The 22667-nt window shown below is 66.2% G+C and carries 21 protein-coding genes; 11 read left to right on the top strand and 10 right to left on the bottom strand.

Annotated features, from left to right (window positions below):
- The first annotated feature begins 197 nt into the window (after positions 1-197).
- The gene (nrdR, locus tag AC07PT_RS01070; RefSeq protein ID WP_492345096.1) at positions 198-647 is read left to right on the top strand and encodes a transcriptional regulator NrdR; all 450 of its coding nucleotides are present in this window, start codon (positions 198-200) and stop codon (positions 645-647) included.
- Positions 648-716: 69 nt separating this feature from the next.
- Here nrdR and AC07PT_RS01065 read toward each other — a convergent pair whose 3' ends face one another.
- From AC07PT_RS01065 to aroC, 3 genes are all read right to left on the bottom strand, one after another.
- Entirely contained in the window at positions 717-2702 is a 1986-nt protein-coding gene (locus AC07PT_RS01065; protein WP_494655521.1) for an alkyl/aryl-sulfatase, read from the bottom strand.
- A gap of 133 nt (positions 2703-2835) precedes the next feature.
- On the bottom strand, positions 2836-4005 hold the full coding sequence (locus tag AC07PT_RS01060) for an MFS transporter (RefSeq protein ID WP_494655680.1): 1170 nt from the start codon (positions 4003-4005) through the stop codon (positions 2836-2838).
- A gap of 56 nt (positions 4006-4061) precedes the next feature.
- Positions 4062-5159, bottom strand: coding sequence for a chorismate synthase (gene aroC, locus AC07PT_RS01055; protein WP_492345094.1), 1098 nt, complete (start codon positions 5157-5159; stop codon positions 4062-4064).
- Between the two features lie 233 nt (positions 5160-5392).
- Between aroC and AC07PT_RS01050 the strand changes: the two genes are divergently transcribed.
- Complete coding sequence (locus tag AC07PT_RS01050; RefSeq protein ID WP_494655520.1) at positions 5393-7549, top strand: sensor domain-containing protein; 2157 nt, start codon at positions 5393-5395, stop codon at positions 7547-7549.
- 83 nt (positions 7550-7632) lie between these two features.
- On the opposite strand, the gene AC07PT_RS01045 is transcribed toward AC07PT_RS01050, so the two are convergent.
- A complete protein-coding gene (locus AC07PT_RS01045; protein ID WP_492345092.1) occupies positions 7633-8085 on the bottom strand; it encodes a CBS domain-containing protein in 453 nt (150 codons plus the stop codon).
- A 205-nt stretch (positions 8086-8290) separates the two neighbouring features.
- Here AC07PT_RS01045 and AC07PT_RS01040 point away from each other — a divergent pair, with 205 nt between their 5' ends.
- The 3 genes from AC07PT_RS01040 (at position 8291) to AC07PT_RS01030 (ending at position 10855) form a co-directional block, all read left to right on the top strand.
- Positions 8291-9610, top strand: a complete 1320-nt coding sequence (locus tag AC07PT_RS01040) for an O-acetylhomoserine aminocarboxypropyltransferase (RefSeq protein ID WP_492345091.1) — start codon at positions 8291-8293, stop codon at positions 9608-9610.
- A gap of 3 nt (positions 9611-9613) precedes the next feature.
- The gene (locus AC07PT_RS01035) at positions 9614-10432 is read left to right on the top strand and encodes an alpha/beta fold hydrolase (RefSeq protein ID WP_494655519.1); all 819 of its coding nucleotides are present in this window, start codon (positions 9614-9616) and stop codon (positions 10430-10432) included.
- Positions 10433-10498: 66 nt separating this feature from the next.
- Complete coding sequence (locus tag AC07PT_RS01030; RefSeq protein WP_494655518.1) at positions 10499-10855, top strand: Mpo1-like protein; 357 nt, start codon at positions 10499-10501, stop codon at positions 10853-10855.
- A 15-nt stretch (positions 10856-10870) separates the two neighbouring features.
- Here AC07PT_RS01030 and AC07PT_RS01025 read toward each other — a convergent pair whose 3' ends face one another.
- A complete protein-coding gene (locus AC07PT_RS01025; protein ID WP_492345583.1) occupies positions 10871-12079 on the bottom strand; it encodes a YihY family inner membrane protein in 1209 nt (402 codons plus the stop codon).
- A 75-nt stretch (positions 12080-12154) separates the two neighbouring features.
- Between AC07PT_RS01025 and AC07PT_RS01020 the strand changes: the two genes are divergently transcribed.
- Genes AC07PT_RS01020 through pcaC form a run of 3 tightly spaced genes read left to right on the top strand, consistent with a single transcriptional unit; the run spans position 12155 to position 14519 of the window.
- Positions 12155-12622: a DUF2069 domain-containing protein gene (locus AC07PT_RS01020; protein WP_492345088.1), complete on the top strand. Its 468-nt coding sequence runs from the start codon at positions 12155-12157 to the stop codon at positions 12620-12622.
- 27 nt (positions 12623-12649) lie between these two features.
- On the top strand, positions 12650-14083 hold the full coding sequence (locus AC07PT_RS01015) for an FAD-binding oxidoreductase (protein ID WP_492345087.1): 1434 nt from the start codon (positions 12650-12652) through the stop codon (positions 14081-14083).
- Positions 14084-14114: 31 nt separating this feature from the next.
- Complete coding sequence (pcaC, locus tag AC07PT_RS01010) at positions 14115-14519, top strand: 4-carboxymuconolactone decarboxylase (protein ID WP_492345086.1); 405 nt, start codon at positions 14115-14117, stop codon at positions 14517-14519.
- A gap of 15 nt (positions 14520-14534) precedes the next feature.
- Here pcaC and AC07PT_RS01005 read toward each other — a convergent pair whose 3' ends face one another.
- Complete coding sequence (locus tag AC07PT_RS01005) at positions 14535-15920, bottom strand: DUF1254 domain-containing protein (protein ID WP_494655517.1); 1386 nt, start codon at positions 15918-15920, stop codon at positions 14535-14537.
- A gap of 231 nt (positions 15921-16151) precedes the next feature.
- Between AC07PT_RS01005 and AC07PT_RS01000 the strand changes: the two genes are divergently transcribed.
- Genes AC07PT_RS01000 through AC07PT_RS00990 form a run of 3 tightly spaced genes read left to right on the top strand, consistent with a single transcriptional unit; the run spans position 16152 to position 18077 of the window.
- A complete protein-coding gene (locus AC07PT_RS01000) occupies positions 16152-16994 on the top strand; it encodes a thymidylate synthase (protein ID WP_492345084.1) in 843 nt (280 codons plus the stop codon).
- 11 nt (positions 16995-17005) lie between these two features.
- The gene (locus AC07PT_RS00995) at positions 17006-17500 is read left to right on the top strand and encodes a dihydrofolate reductase (protein WP_492345083.1); all 495 of its coding nucleotides are present in this window, start codon (positions 17006-17008) and stop codon (positions 17498-17500) included.
- 1 nt (position 17501) lies between these two features.
- The gene (locus tag AC07PT_RS00990; protein ID WP_492345082.1) at positions 17502-18077 is read left to right on the top strand and encodes a DUF4337 domain-containing protein; all 576 of its coding nucleotides are present in this window, start codon (positions 17502-17504) and stop codon (positions 18075-18077) included.
- A gap of 48 nt (positions 18078-18125) precedes the next feature.
- On the opposite strand, the gene AC07PT_RS00985 is transcribed toward AC07PT_RS00990, so the two are convergent.
- Genes AC07PT_RS00985 through AC07PT_RS00970 form a run of 4 tightly spaced genes read right to left on the bottom strand, consistent with a single transcriptional unit; the run spans position 18126 to position 22603 of the window.
- Positions 18126-19148 carry a dienelactone hydrolase family protein gene (locus tag AC07PT_RS00985; protein WP_494655516.1) on the bottom strand — a complete coding sequence of 341 codons (1023 nt, stop codon included), beginning with the start codon at positions 19146-19148 and terminating at the stop codon, positions 18126-18128.
- 48 nt (positions 19149-19196) lie between these two features.
- Positions 19197-20741 carry a malonate--CoA ligase gene (locus tag AC07PT_RS00980; RefSeq protein ID WP_494655515.1) on the bottom strand — a complete coding sequence of 515 codons (1545 nt, stop codon included), beginning with the start codon at positions 20739-20741 and terminating at the stop codon, positions 19197-19199.
- Between the two features lie 44 nt (positions 20742-20785).
- Positions 20786-21568: an enoyl-CoA hydratase/isomerase family protein gene (locus AC07PT_RS00975; protein WP_492345079.1), complete on the bottom strand. Its 783-nt coding sequence runs from the start codon at positions 21566-21568 to the stop codon at positions 20786-20788.
- Between the two features lie 30 nt (positions 21569-21598).
- The gene (locus AC07PT_RS00970) at positions 21599-22603 is read right to left on the bottom strand and encodes a Bug family tripartite tricarboxylate transporter substrate binding protein (RefSeq protein ID WP_494655514.1); all 1005 of its coding nucleotides are present in this window, start codon (positions 22601-22603) and stop codon (positions 21599-21601) included.
- Positions 22604-22667 lie beyond the last annotated feature (64 nt).

The following is a 22667-nucleotide window of genomic DNA, read 5'->3' as shown; positions in this document are numbered from 1 at the left end:
TCTGACCCCCACGCTCCTCACTGCGTGTGTCGCTGCCCCCCAAGGGGGCTGGCCTTGCTTGGGGCGGCCCGGCGCGGCGACTCTGACCCCCACGCTCCTCACTGCGTGTGTCGCCACCCCCCAAGGGGGCTGGCCTTGCTTGGGGCGGCCCGGCGCGGCGGCCGCTTTCTGCCATTGAATCACCGAGGCTTTGAACCATGAAATGCCCTTTTTGCGGACACGCCGAAACCCAGGTGGTGGAAACGCGTGTCTCCGAGGAAGGCAACTTCATCCGCAGGCGGCGCCAGTGCGGCGCCTGCGAGAAGCGTTTCACGACTTACGAGCGGCCAGAGGTCAACTTTCCGGCGGTGGTCAAAAAAGATGGCCGTCGCATCGACTACGAGCACGCCAAGCTGCAGGCCTCATTCAACCTGGCCTTGCGCAAGCGACCGGTCAGCACTGTGCAGATCGACAGCGCCATCGAACGCATTGAAGAAAAGCTGCTCAACCTGGGCCAGCGTGAAATCGCTTCACACCGCATTGGCGAATTGGTCATGCGTGAGCTCAAAAAGATGGACAAGGTGGCCTACATCCGCTTTGCCAGCGTGTACCGCAGCTTCGAAGACATCGACGAGTTCAAAACCCTGGTCGACGAAGTTCGAAAGTAGCCACGGCAGCCCTTTGGGCCCCTCACACCGCAAACAGGCCCCGCATGCGGGGCCTGTTGCCTGATGGCATCAGCGCGCCGTGACCTGGCGGGGCGTGACCACCGGGAAGGCGGCCGGAAACTCGTCGATCAGGCCCAGCAGTTCGCCCACTTTCTCGGCCTTGCCGGTGATCTGCACCTTGCCGGCACCAACGGCCTCGCGCAGGCTCAACTGCTTGGTGTTGATGGCGTCCAGGACGCTGCGCGGCAGCGTCAGCGTGGCGTCGGCCTGGGGATCGGTCTTGCCCTTGAGGTAGGTCAGGGCCGAGTTGTCCAGGGTCATGGCGTAGCGCTGCTGGGTGTCGGTGAAGACCCAGTTCAGCACGAAGGTCTTGTTCACCGCTCGCACCCCATCCAGTCGCACCCCCATGAAATCAAACAGATTCTCGATCGACAGGGCTTGCACCACGTCGGCACTTGAACTGGCGGTGGCCCCTTTGGGCACACCGTTGCGCAACTCGCTGGCCCCTTGAAGATAGGCGTTGCGCCAGGTCGCCGATTCAGCCTGATACCCCATCTGCTCCAGGGTGGCGGCCTGCAACTCGCGGGCCTCTCGGTTGTCCGGGTCGCTGAAAACCAACTGATTGACCACCTCGGCCACCCAGCGGTACTCCCCTTTCGCAAAATCCGCCCTGGCCTTGGCCAGCACAGCCTCGGCCCCGCCCATGTAGGCGACCCACTTGCGGGCCGCAGCCTGGGGCGGCAAGGGGTTCAGGTGGGCCGGGTTCGCGTCGTACCAGCCCAGGTAGCGCTGATACACGGCACGGGCGTTGTGGCTGACCGTGCCGTAGTAGCCACGGGCAAACCATTCGCCAGCCAGCCCGGGCGGCAGCACCAGTTCTTGGCCAATCTCATCTGGGGTGTAGCCCTGGTTGAGCAGATGCAGGGTCTGGTCGTTGATGAACTTGTAGAGATCGCGCTGCTTGCCCAGCACACGGGTGATTTCTTCACTGCCCCAGGTGGGCCAGTGGTGCTGGGCCAACATCACGTCGGCACGGCCCGCATAACGTTCTCGGGCCTCGTTGAGGTAGCGGGCCCATTCATTGGCGTCGCGCACCTGGGCGCCCCGCAAGGGATACAGGTTGTGCAGGGTGTGGGTGGCGTTCTCAGCCATGTTCAAGGCCCGCAGTTGCGGGTAGTACATGTGCATTTCGGCCGGCGCCTCGGTACCGGGTGTCAACTGAAACTCCACCTGCACCCCGTCGATCACCTCGTTCTGGATGGGCTGGGTAATCAACCGGGTAGGCGCAATCAAGGTGACCTTGCCCCGCGAAATGTACTTGCCCAGGCCCGCATCGACCTGCTGGCGCTCGCCGCGCGGCAGCAGATGCCCGAACTGGAACAGGGCGCGTCGGCTCATCGCGTTGCCGGCGAGCACGTTCTCGCTCACGGACTCTTCCATGAAGCCCTGCGGGGCGTAGATGGCCACCCGCCCGGCCGCCACGTCTTCGGCCGAAGCCACCCCCTTCACCCCACCGTAATGGTCCACATGGCTGTGGCTGTAGATCACCGCCTTGACCGGCTTGCTTCCACGGTGCTCCCGGTACAGCGCCAGCCCTGCAGCGGCCACGGTGTCGGTGGTCAGCGGGTCGATCACGATCAGGCCACTGTCGCCCTCAATGATCGTCATGTTGGCCAGATCGAAGCCCCGGATCTGGTAGATGCGGTCGGTGACCTTGAACAGGCCATGCAGCATGTTCAACTGCGCCTGACGCCACAGGCTGGGGTTCACCGTGTCAGGCACCCGCTCCTGCTGCAGGAACTCAAAGCCTTTGAGTGTCCAGGCCACGCTGCCATCCGCGTTGCGGATGGTTGCAGCATCCGGCAGGCTGGCGATGAAACCACGCTGGGCGGCCTCGAAGTCGCGCCGGTCTTCACGCGGCAGGCCTTTCAGGGCTTCGGACTGTGCCAGCACCGTGGCAGGCTCGGCGGGTTGCGGCTGCTGGGCCCAGCCCGGCTGAGCCATCCATGCCAGCAGGCTCAAGCCCACAGGCGCAGCAAACGATCTGATTCTCATGGTGTGTCTCCTCACAAAATGGACGCCGGGCGATCCTAGGCCCGGTCCAGCAATGAGGTGATCACCGAAGTGACGGCAACCGAACAAAGGCGGCTGCGGGCGGCTCCATGGCGCCCCACTCGGGCACGGGGGCTCAACGCGACAAAGGGTGTGCCAGCTTGTACAGGCGCCAGGCACAGGCGCTGCCCACCAAGGCCATGGCACAGGCGGCCCAATACACGCTGGACAAGCCGAAGGCCTTGGCCAGAAAGCCTCCGCCCAGCCCACCCATCACCCCCGACAGGCCATAGCCAATCACCGTGAACAGCGCCTGCCCCCGGCCGCGCAGGCGGGCCGGAAAGTAATGAGACACCAGCGCAATGCAGGCGGTGTGATGGGCTGCAAAGGTCAAGGCATGCACGCACTGCACCACCAGCAAGACGGCCAGCGAGGCCCCGAACGCCGCCGTCAACCCCATGCGCACCGCCATCACCAGCCCGCACAGCACCAGCCAGACAGTCAACGGCCAACGGGGCAACCAGCGACTCTGGGTGAAGAACCAGCTCACCTCCACCACCACCGACACGGCCCACAGCACCCCGATGACCGCCTTGCTGTAGCCCAAGGAGTCGAGGTACAGCGAAAAAAACACATACAGGCTGACGTGGGACAGCACATGGAAAAAGAGGGAGGCAAAGAACCAGCGCACCTCGGCCAGGCGCAGCACGGGCCAGACCGACAAGTGCTCGTGCCGCGCGTGCTGCACGGCCTCGCGGTGGTCTGGCAGCCACCAGGTGCTGCCCACCACCGCCAGCAAGGTGAAGAGCGTCCAGCCCGGAAAATGACCCATGCCGAACAGCTCGAACCAGCTGCCCGCCGCAAACACCGTCAACAGAAAACCCAAGGAGCCCCAAAGCCGCACACGTCCGTAACGCCTGGCATCAAATTGCCCGCCCTGGCTCACCAGGTGGGCCATGGCCGCCTCGCTCATGGGCATCATGGCACTGGTGTGCGAAAACATCAGCAACAGCACCGCGCCCAGCCACACCGCCCCCGCCTGAGGCCACCACAGGCCCAGCGACAGCAACAGGGCGGCCGTGGCGCTGTAACGCATCAGCCGCACGCGTTCGCCCGTGCGATCCGACAGCGCGCCCCACACATAAGGCGCAAAGAGGCGGGTGAGTGACTGGGCCGAGGTCAGCAGGCTGATGGCCAGCAAGGGCAGGCCCAGGTCCTTGAGCCACAGCGGCAGGTAAGGATTGAAAAACCCGATGTGTGCGAAATAACTGGCCGACAGCGCGCCAAACGGCAGCAAGGCGCGCATGGGCGCCGCCTGGGCCGGCGCCACTGAAGGGGCAGACACCGCAAAAACCCGTCGACTCAGGCCACCGAGCCCGGGATCGGGGGTACCGGCAGGCGCACGTCGCCGCATTGGGCACGGTGGCGCAGCACATGGTCCATCAGCACCAGCGCCAGCAAGGCTTCGGCAATCGGCGTCGCCCGGATACCGACGCAGGGGTCGTGGCGCCCTTTGGTCACCACCTCCACCGGCTGACCGTTGACGTCGATCGACTCGCGCGGCGAGATGATCGAGCTGGTCGGCTTGATCCCCAGGCTGACCTCAATGTCCTGCCCGGTGCTGATCCCGCCCAGGATGCCGCCCGCATTGTTGCTGCGAAAGCCTTCCGGGGACAGCGAATCACCGTGGGTGGTGCCCCGCTGGCTCACGCTGGCAAAGCCGGCCCCGATCTCCACGGCCTTGACGGCGTTCAGACCCATCATGGCGTGAGCGATGTCGGCGTCCAGGCGGTCATACAGGGGCTCACCCAGGCCCACAGGCACGTTGGAGGCCACCACCCGGATGCGGGCACCACAGGAGTCGCCGGCCTTGCGCAGCGCGTCCATGTAGTCTTCCAGCGGCTGCACATTCGCCACCGGCGCATAAAAGGGGTTGTGGGGCACATGGTCCCAGCTTTCGAACGGGATCTCGACCTCACCCACCGCCGTCATGCAGCCGCGCAGCACGATGCCGTGCTTCTCGAACAGCCACTTGCGGGCCACCGCCCCGGCCGCCACCGTGGGGGCCGTCAACCGGGCCGACGAACGCCCACCGCCGCGCGGGTCGCGCACGCCGTATTTGTGCCAATAGCTGTAATCGGCATGGCCGGGCCGAAAGCTCTGGGCGATGTTGCTGTAGTCCTTGCTGCGCTGATCGGTGTTGCGAATCAGCAAGGCAATCGGGGTGCCCGTGGTCTGCCCCTCGTACACGCCGGAGAGGATCTCCACCGCATCGGCCTCCTGGCGCTGAGTGACATGGCGGCTGGTGCCTGGGCGGCGCCGGTCCAGCTCGACCTGGATGTCGGCCTCACTGAGTAGCATGCCCGGTGGGCAGCCATCGATCACGCAGCCGATGGCCGGGCCGTGGGATTCACCAAAGTTGGTGACGGAGAAAAGGGTTCCAAGGGTATTGCCGCTCATCCGGCGATTATCCCAGAGTGGTGCCAAGGCGCTGGCAAGCCGCCGACTCACAGGCCCTGGTCGGCACTTCCTTGCCAAATCCGCTCCGACAACCCTGTTACAGCCTGCTACGATGTATTGAACAGGGGACATCCCAGCGCGAGGCGCCAATGCCATCACGGAATCCGTCAGAGCCAGGTCAGCAGGCTGGCCCCCCCGCTGCAGCCACGCCGTTGCCGGCGGCAGGGCAGGCCATGGTGGTTCGCGCGCTGGATGCCAGCGACAGTGCCATCGTGGTCACCGACGCCCGGCAGCGCATCTGCTACGTGAACGAGGGCTTCAGCCGCATGTTCGGCTACCGCCCTGAAGAGGTGCTGGGCCACCCACCAGACGAAGTGTTGCTGGGCCGACACTCCGACCCCCACCTGCCCCAAGCCATCCGCGACGCCCTGGCGCTGCATGGACACACCCGCGTTGAAACCCTGGTCTATGGGCGCAACGGCCAGCCCCGCTGGGTGTCGATGGTGGTCAATCAGACCGCCCAGGTGCTGAACGGCACTCAGTCGATCACCGTGATGAACGACATCACATTGACCAAGATGCACGAAGTGCTGCAGAAAAAAGTGCTCGAAGGCATGGTCAACGAGATGCCGCTGACCGAGTTGATGAACCTGGTCTGCCGCGAGGTCGAACGCATTGCCCCCGAGGTCACGGCCACCATCCTGGCGGTTGATGAGACCGGCTGCGTTCACCCACTGGCGGCCCCCAGCATGCCCCCCTACATCGGTCAGGCCATCGAGGGCGTGCCGATCGGCCCCAGCGCAGGCTCCTGTGGTACCGCCGCCTGGCGGGGTGAGCCGGTCCTGGTCACCGACATCGAGACCGACCCGCTGTGGGCGGACTACCGGGCCGTCTTTGCACCGACCGGTCTCAAGGCCTGCTGGTCCAGCCCCATCAAGAACCACCAAGGCCAGGTGGTGGGCACCTTTGCCTTCTACTTCCAGGACCGCCGTGTGCCGGACGCGCTGCACCATCGCCTGGTCGAAGTCTGCCTGCACCTGTGTGCGCTGGCCCTGGAGCGCGAGGCCGCGCGGGCACGCATCCACCAACTGGCTTATTTCGACGTGCTCACCGGCCTGCCCAACCGCACCATGTTCCGCCAAAGTGCAGAGCGTGCCCTCGCTCAACTGGACGGGCAAGGAGGCTCGGCCGCCCTGCTCTACATCGACCTGGACCGCTTCAAGCGGGTCAACGACAACCAGGGCCATGCGGCCGGCGACGCCCTGCTGTGCGAGGTGGCGGCCCGACTCATGCGCAGCATCCGTCCACGAGACCTGGCGGGGCGCCTGGCAGGCGACGAGTTTGTGCTGCTGCTCACGGGTTGTGCTGCCGAGCAAGCGGTACAAACCGCCCAGCGGGTGCTGCAAGCCTTGGCCGTTCCGGTTCAGATCGATGGCCAGACCCACCAGCCCCAGGCCAGCATCGGCATCGCCTTGTTCCCCACCGATGGTCAGGATGTCGACACCTTGCTGCGCCATGGCGACCAGGCCATGTACCAGGCCAAGAGCGATTCACGCCACAGCCTGCAGCTCTTCAATGCCGAGATGAACCAGCGCACCCAGGCCCGGGCTGCGCTGGAGCTGGCACTGCGCCAGGCCCTGCATCTCGGTCAGTTGAGCCTGCATTACCAGCCTCAGGTCCGCAGCGATGCCGCACAGACCCTGTATGGCGTCGAGGCCCTGATGCGCTGGCAGCACCCTGAATGGGGCATGGTGCCACCCGACCGTTTCATCCCGGTGGCCGAGGAGGCGGGCTTGATCCGCGCCATGACCGACTGGCTGATCGACGAAGTGTGTCTGCAGCTGATCCGGTGGCGTCAAAGCAACTTGCCCGTGCCCCGGGTCGCGCTGAACCTGTCCGCCAAGAGCTTTCACGAAGCTGATTTTTCGGCCCGGATGGAGGCCCGCCTGCGCCAACACGGCCTGCAGCCCGCCGACCTGATGCTGGAAATCACCGAGAGCGTGATGATGGACACCCGCTCCACCACAGCGGCCAACATCCAGGACCTGCATGTGCGGGGGTTTCACCTGTCGCTGGACGATTTTGGCACCGGCTATTCCAGCCTGAGCTACCTGCACCGGCTGCCCATCCGGGAGCTCAAGCTGGACAAGAGCTTTGTGCAAGACCTGTCCACCAGCCAGGCGGCGCGCACGCTCACCCTCTCGGTCATGAGCATTGCCCGCAGCCTTGACATCGAGGTGGTGGCCGAGGGCGTCGAGACGCTGGACCAGAAAAATTGGCTGCAAAGCCAGGGTGGGCCGGTGCTGCAGGGCTACCTGTTCAGCCGCCCCCTGCCTGCGGCCGATGTCGAACGCTGGCTGAAACAGCACCCGAGCCCGGGGCTGGGCTGAGCCCTCCACGAAAAACCGGGCCCACAAGCCCGGTCGTCGACGCCCCGCGCAAGCCGGTGAACGGCCTGCCCAAGTCGGGAGAATCAGCTGGCGCTGTTGTCTTCCTCGGGCCAATCACGGATGTAGGCCTTGAGCATCTTGTTCTCGAAGTTCTGGCTGTCCACGACGGCCTTGGCCACGTCATAGAAACTGATCACCCCCATCAGCATGCGCTGGTTCATCACCGGCATGTAGCGCGCATGACGGTCCAGCATCATGCGGCGCACCTCGTCGAGGTCGGTCTCCGAGGTGCAGGTCAGGGGGTGGTCATCCATGGCGCTGCGCACCAGGGTTGTGCCAACGCCGCCGCCGTTCCTCACCACGGTCATGATGACTTCGCGGAAGGTCAGCATGCCGACCAGGTCGCCATGCTCCATGACCACCAGCGAGCCGATGTCTTTCTCGGCCATGATCTGGACGGCCTTGGCCAGAGGTTCGTCGGGGGTGGCGGTGTAGAGCGTGTTGCCCTTGACCCGGAGGATGTCGCTGACTTTCATGTTTCGTCTCCTGGCGATTGATTGGAAAGAATATAACGAAGAAATCCCCGTTCGCCGACCGATTTTGCAACCTGCATGACACAGGTTCGACCCGTTGGGTGTCCAAAGCACGGCAAGCTCTGCGTGTGCGCACGCGGGCCACACCGAGCAGGCCTTTTATGATGATGCGCTCGCATACAAGACGAGAAATCAGAGGAGACCCTGCATGGCCGGCTATTCAGACCCCGGGTTCGACACCCTGGCACTTCACGCGGGCGCGGCGCCCGACCCCAGCACCGGCGCCCGCGCCGTGCCCATCCACCTGAGCACCTCCTTTGTGTTCGAGTCCAGCGACCACGCAGCCGCCCTTTTCAACCTGGAGCGCGCTGGCCATGTCTACTCACGCATCTCCAACCCGACCAATGCGGTGCTGGAGCAGCGCGTGTCAGCGCTCGAAGAAGGCATTGGGGCCATCACCACGGCCAGCGGCCAGGCGGCCCTGCACCTCAGCGTGGCCACGCTGATGGGGGCCGGCTCGCACATCGTCGCGTCCACGGCCCTGTATGGCGGCTCGCAGAACCTGTTGCACTACACGCTGCGCCGCTTCGGCATCGAGACCACCTTTGTCAAGCCAGGTGACATCGATGGCTGGCGCGCCGCCGTGCGCCCCAACACCAAGTTGTTCTTTGGCGAGACCGTGGGCAACCCGGGTCTGGACGTGCTGGACATTCCCACCGTGGCCTCGATCGCCCACGAGGCGGGCGTGCCCCTGCTGGTCGACTCCACCCTCACCTCGCCTTACCTGATCAAGCCCCTGACGCTGGGGGCCGATCTGGTCTATCACTCGGCCACCAAGTTTCTGTCCGGTCATGGCACGGTGATCGGCGGCATTGTGGTCGACGGCGGCAGCTTCGACTGGGACGGCCCGGCCGCGGCAGGCCGCTTCAGCGAGCTGACCCAGCCCTACGACGGCTTCCACAACATGGTGTTCAGCGAAGAATCCACCGTCGGGGCCTTTTTGCTGCGGGCCCGGCGCGAGGGCCTGCGCGACTTCGGCGCCTGCCTGAGCCCGCATTCCGCGTGGCTGATCCTGCAAGGCATCGAGACCCTGCCCCTGCGCATGGAGCGGCACATGAGCAACACCGCCCGGGTGGTCGAGTTCCTGGCCAGCCAGCCTTTTGTGTCGCGCGTCGGCCATCCGCTGCTCGAATCGCACCCCAGCCATGCCCTGGCCGAACGCCTGCTGCGCTTCGGGGCCCGCGGCGCCGGCTCGGTGTTCAGCTTCGACCTCAAGGGCAACCGCGAGCAGGGCAAGAAGTTCATCGAAGCGCTCAAGCTGTTCAGCCACCTGGCCAATGTGGGCGACTGCCGCTCGCTGGTGATCCACCCGGCCAGCACCACCCATTTCCGCATGAGCGACGAGGCCCTGGCGGGCGCCGGCATCAGCCAGGGCACCATCCGCCTGTCCATCGGCCTGGAAGACCCTGACGACCTCATCGATGACCTCAAGCGGGCCCTCAAGGCCGCAGAAAAGGCGGGGAGCTGAGCCATGATCCTCAACGTCAACGGACACGACACCTACTGCTACACCGGGGGCAAGGCCTTCAACCCGGCCCAACCCACCGTGGTCTTCATCCACGGGGTGCTGAACGACCACAGCGTGTGGATTCTGCAAAGCCGCTACCTGGCCAACCACGGCTGGAACGTGCTGGCCATCGACCTGCCCGGCCACTGCCGCAGCGCCGGCGAGGCACCGGCCAGCGTGGAACAGGCCGCCACCTTCATCGGCGAGCTGCTGCAGGCCGCAGGCGTCGACCAGGCGGCGCTGGTGGGGCACAGCTGGGGTTCGCTGATCGCGCTGCAGGCGGCCGCCCAGCTCAGGCAACGCATCAGCCACCTGGTGCTGGTGGGCTGCGCCTTCCCCATGAAGGTGTCACCAGCCCTGCTCGAGAGCTCGCTCAGCGAGCCCGAGAAGGCACTGCGCATGATCAACGTGTTTTCGCGCAGCACCCTGTGCGCGCCCCCGTCCACCCTGGGGCCAGGCACCTGGGTGTTTGGCGGCGGCATGGCGCTGGGCCGCCGCGTGCTGCGCAGCAACCCCCGGGTGAACGTGTTCCACCGCGGGTTCCAGGCCTGCGACCAGTACGCCGGCGGCTTGCAAGCCATGGCCGATCTCAGCTGCCCGGTGCTGTTCGTGCTGGGCACGCAAGACCAGATGACACCACCCAAGGCGGCCCAGGGCCTGATCCAGGCCGGCCAGGCCGCGGGCAAGGCGGTGCGCAGCGTGAACGTGCCGGTTGGCCATCACCAGATGAGCGAAGCCCCCGACGACACGCTGTTCGCGATCCGGGATTTCCTGAGGGCCTGAAGACACACGGGCGACAGCGACCGACGACTGGGGCTGCCTAGACTGCCCCAACCCAGGAGCCGCCCCATGTCCTCAGCCCAAGCCAGCACCGAAAGCAGCCCGCTCACCCGCAGCGTCGACCCACGCCAGTTCACCCGCTTTGCTGATTTTTACCCCTTCTACCTCGGCGAGCACAGCAACCGCACCTGCCGGCGCCTGCACTTTCTGGGCTCCACGCTGAGCCTGGTGTGTCTGGCGATGCTGGCCGTCACGGGCCGCCCCCAATACCTGCTGTACGGATTGCTGTGCGGCTACGGCCTGGCCTGGGTGGGGCATTTCGTGTTCGAGAAGAACAAACCCGCCAGCTTCAAGCGACCGCTTTACAGTTTCATGGGCGACTGGGCCATGTACCGCGACCTCTGGCTGGGGCGGGTGCCGTTCTGAAAAGCGCCACGCCGCTCAAGGCAGCGCATCGGCCATTGTGAGATCCGACAGGCCGGCCTTCTGCCAAAACGGATCGATGCTGCTCTTGTGCTGCAGCAGCAAGCGCTCCAGCAGTGGCGCGAGTGAGGTGCTTTCGGGCGCAGCCAACAGCACATGGCGCGCCACGGGCGAGCCCTCATCCACCTGCAGCAGGCCCACCCAGTCGAGATCGCACAGGGTTTCCAGCACCGGCTCCAGTTGCAGGCTGTCCACCTGCAGAACAGCGGCAAGCTCAGGCAGGCTGAGCCCATGGTGGGGCTGACCGCGCGCCCGGCGCAAATGCTCCAGCACCTCCAGCGACAGCTGAAATGTCCAGCCCGCGCCCGTGCCATAGCGGGCCACCCCCGACAACAGGCTGGGCAGGTAGGCCGTGGTCACCGCCCCCAGCAACACGATGACCCAGGCCACGTAGATCCAGATCAGCAGAATCGGGAAGGTGGCAAACGCCCCATACACCGCCGAATAGGTGGGCACCTGCGCCATGTAGACGGCCAGCGCCTTCTTGGCCAACTCCATGCACAGAGACACAAACAGGCCCCCCGTCCAGGCGTGCGCCCACTTGACCTGGGTGTTGGGCACGAAGTGGTACAGCCCGGCCAGGCCGGCCGCCAACACCAGGAATTCGACCGAATCCAGCAGCACCCGGATCGGGGCCGGCAGGCCCGACACCAGGCCACGCGAGGCACTCATCACGTACGAGGTCAGTGCCAGGCTCATGCCCAGCACCAGGGGCCCGAGCGTGAGCGCGGCCCAGTAGATCAGCACCCGCTGGCCCAGCTTGCGCGGACGCCGCACACGCCAGATGTTGTTCAACGTGCGGTCGATGGTCAGGATCAGGGTCAGCGCCGTCACCAGCAGGGCCGACAGGCCCACCACCCCCAACTGACTGGCCTTGCTGGAAAACTGGGTCAGGTAGCCCAGCACCTGGCGGGAGATGGTCTCGGGCACCAGGCTCTCGATCAGCCAGCGCTGCAACACGCCCTGCACCTGGCCAAAGATCGGGAAGGCCGTGAACACCGCCAGGGCCACGGTCACCAGCGGCACCAGTGCCAGGGTGGTGGTGAAGGTGAGGCTGCTGGCGGTCAGGCCCAGACGGTCCTCGCGAAAACGTTCGCGCAGCGTCAAGGCCGTCACACGCCAAGGAAAGCGCATCAGGCTGCGCCAGACATGCCTCAGCTCCAACATCAGGCGTAACGACCAGGGGCGTCGGGAGGAAGTGGAACGGGCAGACTCGAACATGGCCGCTATGATGCCATCGCCATGACACAGCCTGATCGCACCGCCCCCCTCCATTCGCCGGTTCACGCCCCCCTCCCAACTGAAACCGCGCTTTCTTCTGACCCATCGGTACGGCTGACCCGATGGCTGGCCGTCGGCAGCCTGATCGGATTGATCGCCCTGGGCCTGGCCTGGGAGCTGGTGCTGGCCCCGGTGCGCCCCGGTGGCTCGCTGCTCGCGCTCAAGGTGCTGCCGCTGTGCATCCCGCTGGCGGGCCTGCTGAAAAACCGCATGTACACCTACCGCTGGGTCAGCCTGCTGGTGTGGCTGTATTTCACCGAAGGCGTGGTACGTGCCTACGGCGACCGCGCACCCGGCGCCTGGCTGGCCGCGCTGGAGGTGCTGCTGTGCCTCAGCCTGTTTGCCGCCTGCGCCCTGCATGTGCGCCTTCGCCTGCGCAACGCGCGCCTGGCTCAGGCCCCGCAGTCTCCTACAACCCCTCCGAACTGAACCGGGCCGATCGGCCCCCCTACGACCATGTCTGCCCAACTGATCACCGAACTCACCCGCATCGTCGGCGCTGCCCATGTGCTGACCCATGACGACCCTGCCACCGACCTCAGCGCCTGGGAGCAGGATTGGCGCCGTCGCTCGCGCGGCACGGCCCTCGCTGTGGTGCGTCCGGCCAACACCGCCGAGGTGGCGGCCGTGGTCAAGGCCTGTGGGGCAGCGGGCGCGCCCTTGGTACCCCAGGGGGGCAACACCGGCCTGGCCGTGGGGTCCATCCCCGATGACAGCGGTCGACAGGTGGTGCTCAGCCTCACGCGCATGAATGCCGTGCGTCAACTCGATCCGAACAACCTCACCTTCACCGTCGAGGCCGGCTGCATCCTGCAGAACCTGCAGGCAGCGGCCGAGCAGGCCGGCTACCTGTTTCCGCTCAGCCTGGCGGCCGAAGGCAGTTGCACCATCGGCGGCAACCTGGGCACCAATGCCGGGGGCACCCAGGTGCTGCGTTACGGCAACACCCGCGAGCTGTGCCTGGGCCTCGAAGTGGTCACGGCCCAAGGGGAGGTCTGGGACGGCTTGAGCGGCCTGCGCAAAGACAACACCGGCTACGACCTGCGCGACCTGTTCATCGGCAGCGAAGGCACGCTGGGCGTGATCACCGCGGCCACCCTGAAGCTCTTTCCCCAGCCCGCGGCCTGCCTGACCGCCTGGGCCGCCGTGCCCTCGCTCGAGGCTGCGGTCAGCCTGCTGGGCCTGGCCCACCAACAACTGGGCGCCGGACTGACCGGCTTCGAGGTCATGGGCCAGTTCGCGCTCAGCCTGGTGGGCAAGCACATGCCCCAGCTGCGCGTGCCCTTTCTGGGCCAGGCCGATGCCCCCTGGGGGGTGTTGCTGGAGAACTCCGACAGCGAATCAGAGACCCACGCCCGCGAACGCTTCGAGACGCTGCTCGAACAGGCGCTGGAACAAGGCCTGGTGCTCGATGCCGTGGTGGCCGAAAACCTGACACAGGCCCACCAGCTGTGGCATGTGCGCGAGAGCATCCCGCTGGCCCAGGCCGAGGAAGGCCTGAACATCAAGCACGACATCAGCATCCCGGTGTCGCGCATCCCGGCCTTCTGCGCCGAGACCGATGCGCTGCTGCAACGCGAGATCCCGGGCGTGCGCCTGGTCAACTTCGGCCACCTGGGCGACGGCAACCTGCACTACAACGTGCAGGCCCCCGCCGAGGGCGACCCCAAGGTGTTTCTGCGCGAACAGGAAGAGCGCGTCAACACCCTGGTGTACGACCAGGTGCAGCGCTACCAGGGCTCGATCTCGGCCGAGCACGGCGTGGGCTCACTCAAGCGCGACAAGCTGCCCCATTACAAATCGCCGGTGGCGCTGGAGCTGATGCGGGCCATCAAGCGCGCCCTGGACCCGCACAACCTCATGAACCCGGGCCGGGTGATCGAGGTTTGACCCCAGGTTTTCACACCCCCAAGGAATCCCCATGCCTCTGAATCAGGAACTCTTCGATGCCGGCCTGAAAACCCGCCGTGAAGTGCTGGGCAGCGAGTACGTCGACGCCGCCATCGCCAATGCCGACGCCTTCACCCGCCCGCTGCAGGAGTTGGTCACCCAGTACGCCTGGGGCGAGATCTGGAACCGGCCCGGCCTGGACCGCCGGACCCGCAGCCTGCTCAACCTGGCCATGCTGACCGCGCTGAACCGCCCGCACGAGCTCAAGCTGCACCTGCGCGGTGCTCTGACCAACGGCGTCACCCGCGAGGAGATCCAGGAGGTGTTCCTGCAGACCGCCATCTACTGCGGCGCCCCTGCCGCCATCGACAGCTTCCGCACGGCCAAAGAGGTGTTCAAGGAAGTGGACGCCGCGGCGCAGGGCGCACAGGGCTGATCCACCACGCACCGCTCAATCCAGCCGTTCGACCGCTGGCAGCGTGAGCTGGCCGTCAATCAAGGCGGCTCGGGGCTCGTAGGCGCGCAGCACCAGGCGGAAGGCCCCCTGGGGCGCCGGCAGCCAATTGCGGGCCTGCTCGGCCGTGGCGGGTGCTGCGTGCTGGATGATCAGATCCACCGCCCCGTCGGCCTCCATCCGCAGACCCGGCGTGCGGTCGCCGATGGCGTAGCGCCGCAAGGCGTTGGCGCTGAAGAACAGGCGCCCGTCGGACTCGACCTCATACATCGACAGCGACCAGAAAGCATTCACCGGCAAGCCCCCTGCGGGCAGACGCAGACGGTAACGATGTGCGCCGCTCAGGGCCTGGCCCTGGGCATCGACGCCGGTGCTAGGGTAAACCGACTCCACGGGCTCCAGGGCCAGCAGGCCACTGAGCGCGATGCGCGCCCGGTAGGTGTAATCGGTGCCGAACTGGCCCAGGTTGGCCTGACCGTAGCGCCAGCCATTGACTGTGCGGCCCGACGACAGGGCTCCGGCCTTGAGTTCGGCCAGCAAGCCGGGCAAGGACTGCGTCCAGAGCGCCTGAACCGCAGGTGACAGGCCGTCCCACCCGCAGGTGGCGCCACACACCCCCACCGCCGCCAGGCGGCTCAGCAAGGCCTGTTCGTAGGCCGGCGGAGGGTTGCGCACCAACATCCGATTGGCCAGGTCTACAAAGGCCTGTGGGGTCGGGCCCAGGGGGGGCGCAGCGTCCCAGACCGGTGCCTGGGGGGCGGCGGCCAGGGCCTCGGCCCCCAATTGGTCCTGCAGGCGGTGCACGGCCGGCAGGTCGTCTGGTCCATCGACCAGGAGGCGCGCCAGCACCAGCACATCGTTGGACGGTGCGCGGATCACACGGGCTGCCGCAGGCATGGGTCCCGGCCAGTCGGGCCCGACCAGCACATGACGGCTGGCCTGGCTGCCGTTCAGCCGGCGCCCCAGCATCGCAAAGTTGTTGCCCACCATGTCGATGAAAGCCAGCGAGTGGTATCGCCCGGCCATGTCGGGCAGCGACAACGCCCAGGGGCCCTGGCGCAGGTCCAGCCAGAGCAGCGAGTACAGCGTGTCGACGTTGGGGGTGGTGACCTGCCGGCTCTCCGGGCCGGCCAAGGCGCGGCGATGTTGCCACGTGGGGCTCGGCAGGGTCTCGGTTCCTGCGCCCAGTGACGCCGCCCGCAGGCGCCCCATCGCCACCAGTGGGTAGGCATAGTCGAAGGCCTGGGCCACCAGGGTGGCTGGGTCGTCCGGTGCGGTCCCGGTCAAACCACCTGCGGCCACAGGGGCCGCACAGCCCAGGGCACTGGCCAGCACCGAGGCCGCAGCCAGGGCCGGACGCGAAGACAACAGAGACAGCAACATGGTCGGTTCTCCCTTCATCAAAAACGGGTTCAGGCAGGCCCTGGCAGATCGCCTTGCGCCGGCGGGCCTGGACAAACGGCACAGGACCTGGCCATTCTGCGAGGACCACGCCAAGCCCCCCTGCCGGTCAGCCAGGGCATCTGGACAGAAGGTCCAGTGCGGCCCCAGTGAGCTGGCCGCCGGCGAACACCCTAAAATCGCCGGTCACCCACAGCCCACCCCGCCCGCCCCATGACTCAAGCGACCCACCGCCCTGTTCGTTCCCAGTACGAAGATTTCATGCGCCACGTCCACACCACCGGCGTGGCCAAGGGCGACCGCACCGGCACGGGCACCACCAGCGTGTTCGGCTACCAGATGCGCTTTGACCTGAACGAGGGCTTTCCGCTGGTCACCACCAAGAAAGTGCACCTGCGATCCATCATCCAGGAGCTGCTGTGGTTCCTCACCGGGTCGAGCAACAACCAATGGCTCAAGGAGCGCGGCGTCACGATCTGGGACGAATGGGCACGCGAAGACGGCGATCTGGGCCCGGTCTACGGTGTGCAATGGCGCAGCTGGCCGACGCCGGACGGCGGCCACATCGACCAGATCGCCGAAGTGATCAAGACCCTCAAGAGCAACCCCGACTCGCGCCGCATCATCGTGAGCGCCTGGAACGTGGCCGAGCTGGACAAAATGGCGCTGATGCCCTGCCATGCGTTCTTCCAGTTCTATGTGGCACCGGCCCAGGGCCCGGGTGAGCGCGCTCGCCTGTCCTGCCAGCTGTACCAGCGCAGCGCCGACATCTTTCTGGGCGTGCCCTTCAACATCGCCAGCTATGCGCTGCTGACCCACATGGTGGCCCAGCAATGCGACCTCGATGTGGGCGACTTCATCTGGACGGGGGGCGACTGCCACATCTACAGCAACCACCACGAGCAGGTGGAAACCCAGTTGGCCCGCACCCCCTACCCCTACCCCACGCTGCGCATCCTGCGCCGTCCAGACAGCCTCTTTGACTACCAGTACGAAGACTTCGAAGTGGTGGATTACCAGTGCCACCCCGCCATCAAGGCGCCGGTCGCCGTCTGAGGAGCCTGCCCATGCCTTTGAACCTGATTTTTGCCCGGGCCGCGAATGGCGTGATCGGCCGTGACAACGCCCTGCCCTGGCACCTGCCCGAGGATCTGGCCCACTTCAAGCGAACCACCCTGGGCTGCCCCGTCATCATGGGGCGGCGCACCTGGGATTCGCTGCCACCACGTTTTAGGCCCCTGCCCGGGCGCCAGAACATCGTACTGAGCCGCGACCCGGCCTGGACCGCCGCAGGCGCCAGCCGCGCCAGCTCACTGGCCGAGGCCCTGGCCCAATTGCCGCCCGATCAGGAGGTGTGGGTGATCGGTGGGGCCGAGGTGTATGCCCAGGCGCTGCCATTGGCCGACCGGGCCGTGGTCACCGAAATCGATCAGGACTTCGAAGGCGACGCCTACGCGCCACAATTCGGCCCAGCCTGGACCGAGGTGGCACGAGACACACCGCCGTCATCGGGCGGCCTGACATTCAGTTTTGTCACCTACACACAACAACGAGGAGCTTGATATGTCCGGACACGGATTCCACGTCCACGGCCCGCACGACCATGAGCTGGAGCACGCAGCCCAGCACGGTGGCGACCGCATGACCAACCAGATCGCGATGTTCACCGCCATCATCGCCACGGTCGGCGCCATGTTTTCCTACATGGGTGGTGCGACCCAGGCCAACGCCGGGCTGTACAAGAACAACGCGGCCATCAAGAAGACCGAAGCCTCCAACCAGTGGAATTACTTCCAGTCCAAGAGCACCAAGCAATCGCTGGCCGAACTGGCCCGTGACCTGGCACCCGAAGACAAGAAGGCCACCTACCAGGCCAAGGTCGAGCGCTACGACAAAGAAAAGAACGAGATCAAGGTGGTGGCCGACAAGCTGGAAGCCGAAGCCAAGCAGTGGGATGAACAATCCGACGAGCAGATGCACCTGCACCACCGCTGGGCCCAGTCGACCACCGCGCTGCAAGTGGCCATCGCGCTGGCGGCGATTGCCCTGCTGACCAAGAAGCGCTGGCTGCAGTACGGCATGTTCGGCGTGGCCGGTGTCGGTGTCGCCATCGGTGCCGCCGCAATGCTGCACATCTGACGCGACAGCAGACCCTGCCAAAAAAACGGGCTCCTCGGAGCCCGTTTCTCATGGTGCCGGCAATTTGAACAAGGCCTGCAGGGTTTGCGCCACCGAGGCCCTGGCCCGCTCGGTGGCCGCCGGATCATGCCCCACGTGAGGATCGCGCTGCACACAGGCGTCCTGGTAGCTGAACACCTGACCCGTGGCCTGGTTCACCAGGCGCCCAGGCGCTTCTTCGCGGATGCTGCAGGCCCGCACCGTCTGCGACCCCTTGGCCGGCACCGCAGGCTGTGGCGCCAGAGGCGAATCAAAACCGTGGTGCGCCCCTTCGTACAGGGTGATCTGCACGTCCTGCCCGGCCTTCTGCAGGCGTTCGACATAGGCCTGGCACGGTGCCGCGGGGTTGTAGTCGTCGGCCAGGCCATGGTGGATGCGCACCGGGGCGTCAAGCTGCAGATCGCCCTGGTACTGGGTCATGCAGTCGGGGTAGAAGGGGATGTAGGCCGCATAGCGGATGCCACTGCGGTTCCAGGCCTCGTTGAAGCGCTTCAGGCTGGCAAACACGGTGGCCTGGCCGCCGCGCGAGAAACCCATCAGCACCACCCTTTGCGGATCGATGCGCGGGTGCTTGGCCAGCAGCTCCAGCGCCCGATAGGCATCCAGCGACAGGTTGAGGCGCCCCAACTGGGCCTGATTGGCCCCGGTGGTGGTGATGCCGCGGCCGGTGAAGCCATCGATGGCCAGCGTGGCGATGCCCATGGCATTCAGGTCACGGGCCCACATCTCGCCGTTCGCGCCCATGCCGCTGGAGCCATGCACCAGCACCACCGCCGGCTGACGACCCGGCACATTGGCCAGGCGCAACTCGGCCCCCACCGTGACGGGCTGGCCTGCCGCAGCATTGCCCGTCAGAAAGTCGGCATCGCTGAGGGTCAGGCTGGGCAGCGCGTGCAGCTCGACCCGGCTCGCCAGGGTTTTGGGATCGGGCAAGGGGCTCAGGGCCTGGGCCGCCGTGGCCCACGACAAGGCCCCGATCAAAAGCCCCAGTCCTGCCAGCGCGGGCCGCAGCCCGGTCAAGATGAACCTCATGAAAAGTCTCCTTCAGGTGTGTCGCGGGATGGCCGGTTCGGTCCGGGCTCAGGCGAACAGGGTCTTGTACTGATCGCGCAGCAGGTTCTTCTGCACCTTGCCCATGGTGTTGCGCGGCAGCTCGGCCACCACGAAGCACTGCTTGGGAATCTTGAAGTTGGCCAGCTGGCTCTTCAGCGTGGCGATCACCTGGGCCGCCTCGACCGTGGCGCCGGGCTTGGCAATCACCACCGCCACACCGACCTCACCAAAGTCGGGGTGCGGCACGCCCACCAGGGCGCTCTCGGCCACGCCGGGCATCTCGTTGATGTAGCTTTCGATCTCGGCGGGGTAGACGTTGTAGCCGCCGCTGATGATCAGGTCCTTGGCGCGACCCACGATGGTGACGTAGCCACGTTCGTCCACCTTGCCCACGTCACCGGTCTTGAAGTAGCCGTCGGATGTGAACTCTTCGGCGGTCTTTTCGGGCATGCGCCAGTAGCCCTTGAACACATTCGGGCCCTTGACCTGGATGCCGCCGATCTCGCCCACGGGCAGAGCCACCCCCTCGTCAGACTGCACGCGCAGCGACACCCCGGGCAGGGGAAACCCCACCGTGCCGCCACGGCGTTCCGCCTGACCACCGTGGCGGGCATCGGCCGCGTAGGGGTTGGAGGTCAGCATGATGGTCTCGCTCATGCCGTAACGCTCCAGGATGGTGTGGCCGGTGCGGTCCTGCCACTCCTTGAAGGTTTCGATCAGCAAGGGGGCCGAGCCCGCGATGAAGAGACGCATGTGCGAGGCCGCCTCGCGCGTGAGGCCCGGGTCGGCCAGCAGGCGCACATACAGCGTGGGCACGCCCATGAACACGGTGGCCTCGGGCATCTTGCGGATCACCAGCTTGGGATCGAACTTGGCCAGCCAGATCATCTTGCTGCCATTGATGAGCGCACCATGGATGGCCACGAACAGGCCGTGCACGTGGAAGATGGGCAACGCGTGGATCAACACGTCGCCCGGCTGCCAGCCCCAGTAATCCTTGAGCATCACGGCGTTGCTGAGCATGTTGCCGTGGCTCAGCATGGCGCCCTTGCTGCGGCCGGTGGTACCGCTGGTGTACAGGATGGCGGCCAGGTCATCGGCGGCACAACTCGCCGGCTCGTGTTCGTCGCCGAAATGGGCAGCACGCTCCAGCAGCGAACCGGTGCGGTCGTCGTTCAGCGTGAAGACATGGGCCGTGCCCGCCTTGAAGGCGATCTTGCTGACCCAGCCGAAGTTGGCCGGGCTGCACACCACCACCGAGGGCTCCGCGTTGCCGATGAAATACTCGATCTCGGCGCTCTGGTAGGCCGTGTTGAGGGGCAGAAATACATAGCCAGCACGCAAGGTGGCGAGGTACAGCACCATGGCCTCGACCGATTTCTCGACCTGCACTGCCACACGCGCGCCGGCCGGCAGGTTCAGCGAGGCCAGCAGATTGGCCATGCGGGCCGTGGCGTGATCGAGGTCGCGCCAGGTGTAGAAAAGGCCGTTGTCGGTTTCCACCGCCGTGGCGTCCAGGTCGGCAGGGAACTGCGCCCGCAGGGCCGCAAACAGGTTCTGGTTGGTCGTCATGATGAAAGCAGGAAGAAAAAAGATGGGAGGGTCAAAGACCGGTCTCAGAAGGCCGGTGGGCGCTTGGCCAGAAAGGCGGCAATGCCCTCGCGGTGCTCGGCACTGTCGGCATAGGCGTAGGCCTGGTCGAGCAGGGCCTGGGGCAGCGCCGGGGCCAGTGCACGCAGGGTCTGTTTGTTGAGGCGGGCGGCCTGGGGTGCCAGTGTGGCGATGCGGGCCGCACTCTGGCGGGCATCAGCGGCCACCTGATCGTCGGGCAGCAGGCGGGTCAGAAAGCCCCGCGCCAGCAGCGTGGGGGCATCGAGCGTGGCGGCCTCCAGCAGCATCTGGCGCACCGAGAGCTCGCCTGCCGCGGCCCGCACCAGGGCCACCTCGCGCGGTGCCATCGGAAAGCCCAGGCGGGCGATGGGTGCGCCAAAACGGGCCGATGCCCCTGCCAGGCGCAGGTCACAGGTGCTGGCCAGTTCCACCCCGGCGCCCATGCAGGCACCCTCGATGCAGGCGATCAGCGGCACATCGCAGGCCAGCATGGCCGACAGGCCGCCCCACACCTCCACCTCGTGGAAATGACGCAGAGCCGCCTCGTCAAAGCGGAAATCGGGGTACTCGGAAATGTCGCCACCGGCGCAGAAATGCCCGCCCTCGCCACGCAGCACAATGCAGCGCACATCGTCGCGGGCCTGCAGGTCGACAAAGGCCTGGCGCAGCTGCCGCCACATGGGGCGTGACATGGCGTTGAGCTTGCCTGGATTGGACAGGATCACCTGCACCACCCCTGGCAGGGCTTCTCCTTCAAAGCCCGGCTCGACCCGTACCTGTGCTGACATGCGTTGACCTTTCTGGATGGGATGAAGTTGTCAATCGAGCTTGGCGCCGGAGGCCTTGACCACCGCTGCCCAGCGCTTGATTTCGCCGTTCACGAACGCCCCGAATTGCTGCGGGGTGCTGGCCGTGAATTCGGCGCCATTTTGAGCCCAGGCGGCCTTGATTTCTTCAGATTGCCCCAACACGCGCACCTGCTCGACGATCTGGGCCTGCAAGTCGGCCGGTGTGCCCTTGGGCGCCCACAGGCCATACCAGGTGGTGACGGTGTAGTCGGTCAGGCCGAGCTCGGCCGCGCAGGGCACGTCCGGAAAGGCGGGGTTGCGCTTGGCGCCCGACACCATCAAGGCCTTGATGCGCCCGCCCTTGATGTGCCCAGCCGACGAGCCCAGGCCGTCAAACACCATGTCGACATTGCCGGCCATCAGGTCTTGCAGTGCCGGACCGGCGCCCCGGTAGGGGATGTGGGTGATGAAGGTCCGGGTCTGGAGCTTGAACAACTCGCCGGCCAGGTGGTGCGAGGTGCCGCCCCCCGCCGAGCCAAAGTTGAATTTGCCGGGCGCAGCACGCACCGCCGCCAGAAAGGCCTTGAAGTCACCGGGCACTTTCTTGGGGTTGACCACCAGCACCTGGGGCACATTGGCCAGCAAGGCCAGCGGAATGAAGTCTTTTTCGAGGTCGTAATCGAGTTTGGGGTAGACCGAGGGCGCAATCGCATGGTGCACGCCGCCCATGAACAGGTTGTAGCCATCGGGCGCGGCGCGGGCCGCAATGCCCGCTCCCAGCGTGCCCCCGGCGCCGCCGCGGTTGTCCACGATGAGCTGTTTGCCGGTCTGCTTGGAGAAGGCCGCCGACAGCGGCCGGGCAAAGGCGTCGGTGCCCCCGCCCGCCGGAAACGGCACCACCATGTTGACGGGCTTGGCCGGCCAGGGGCTCTGTGCCCAGGCCTGGCCCAGCCCGGCCAGTGGCCCCAGGGCAGCGGTGCTGCCCAACAGGGATGCGGTGCGCAACAGGGCGCGGCGTTGGATCGATGGGTTCATGTCGGTCTGTCTCCAGTCGTGATGGGTTTCGGGCGGCCTTCGTGGTGCCGTCCCGGCTCAGGGA

The sequence above is a fragment of the Curvibacter sp. GW821-FHT09D12 genome, from assembly GCF_059416245.1.
The sequence above is the reverse complement of the archived record's forward strand: the minus strand, read 5'-3'. Positions and strand labels throughout refer to the sequence as shown.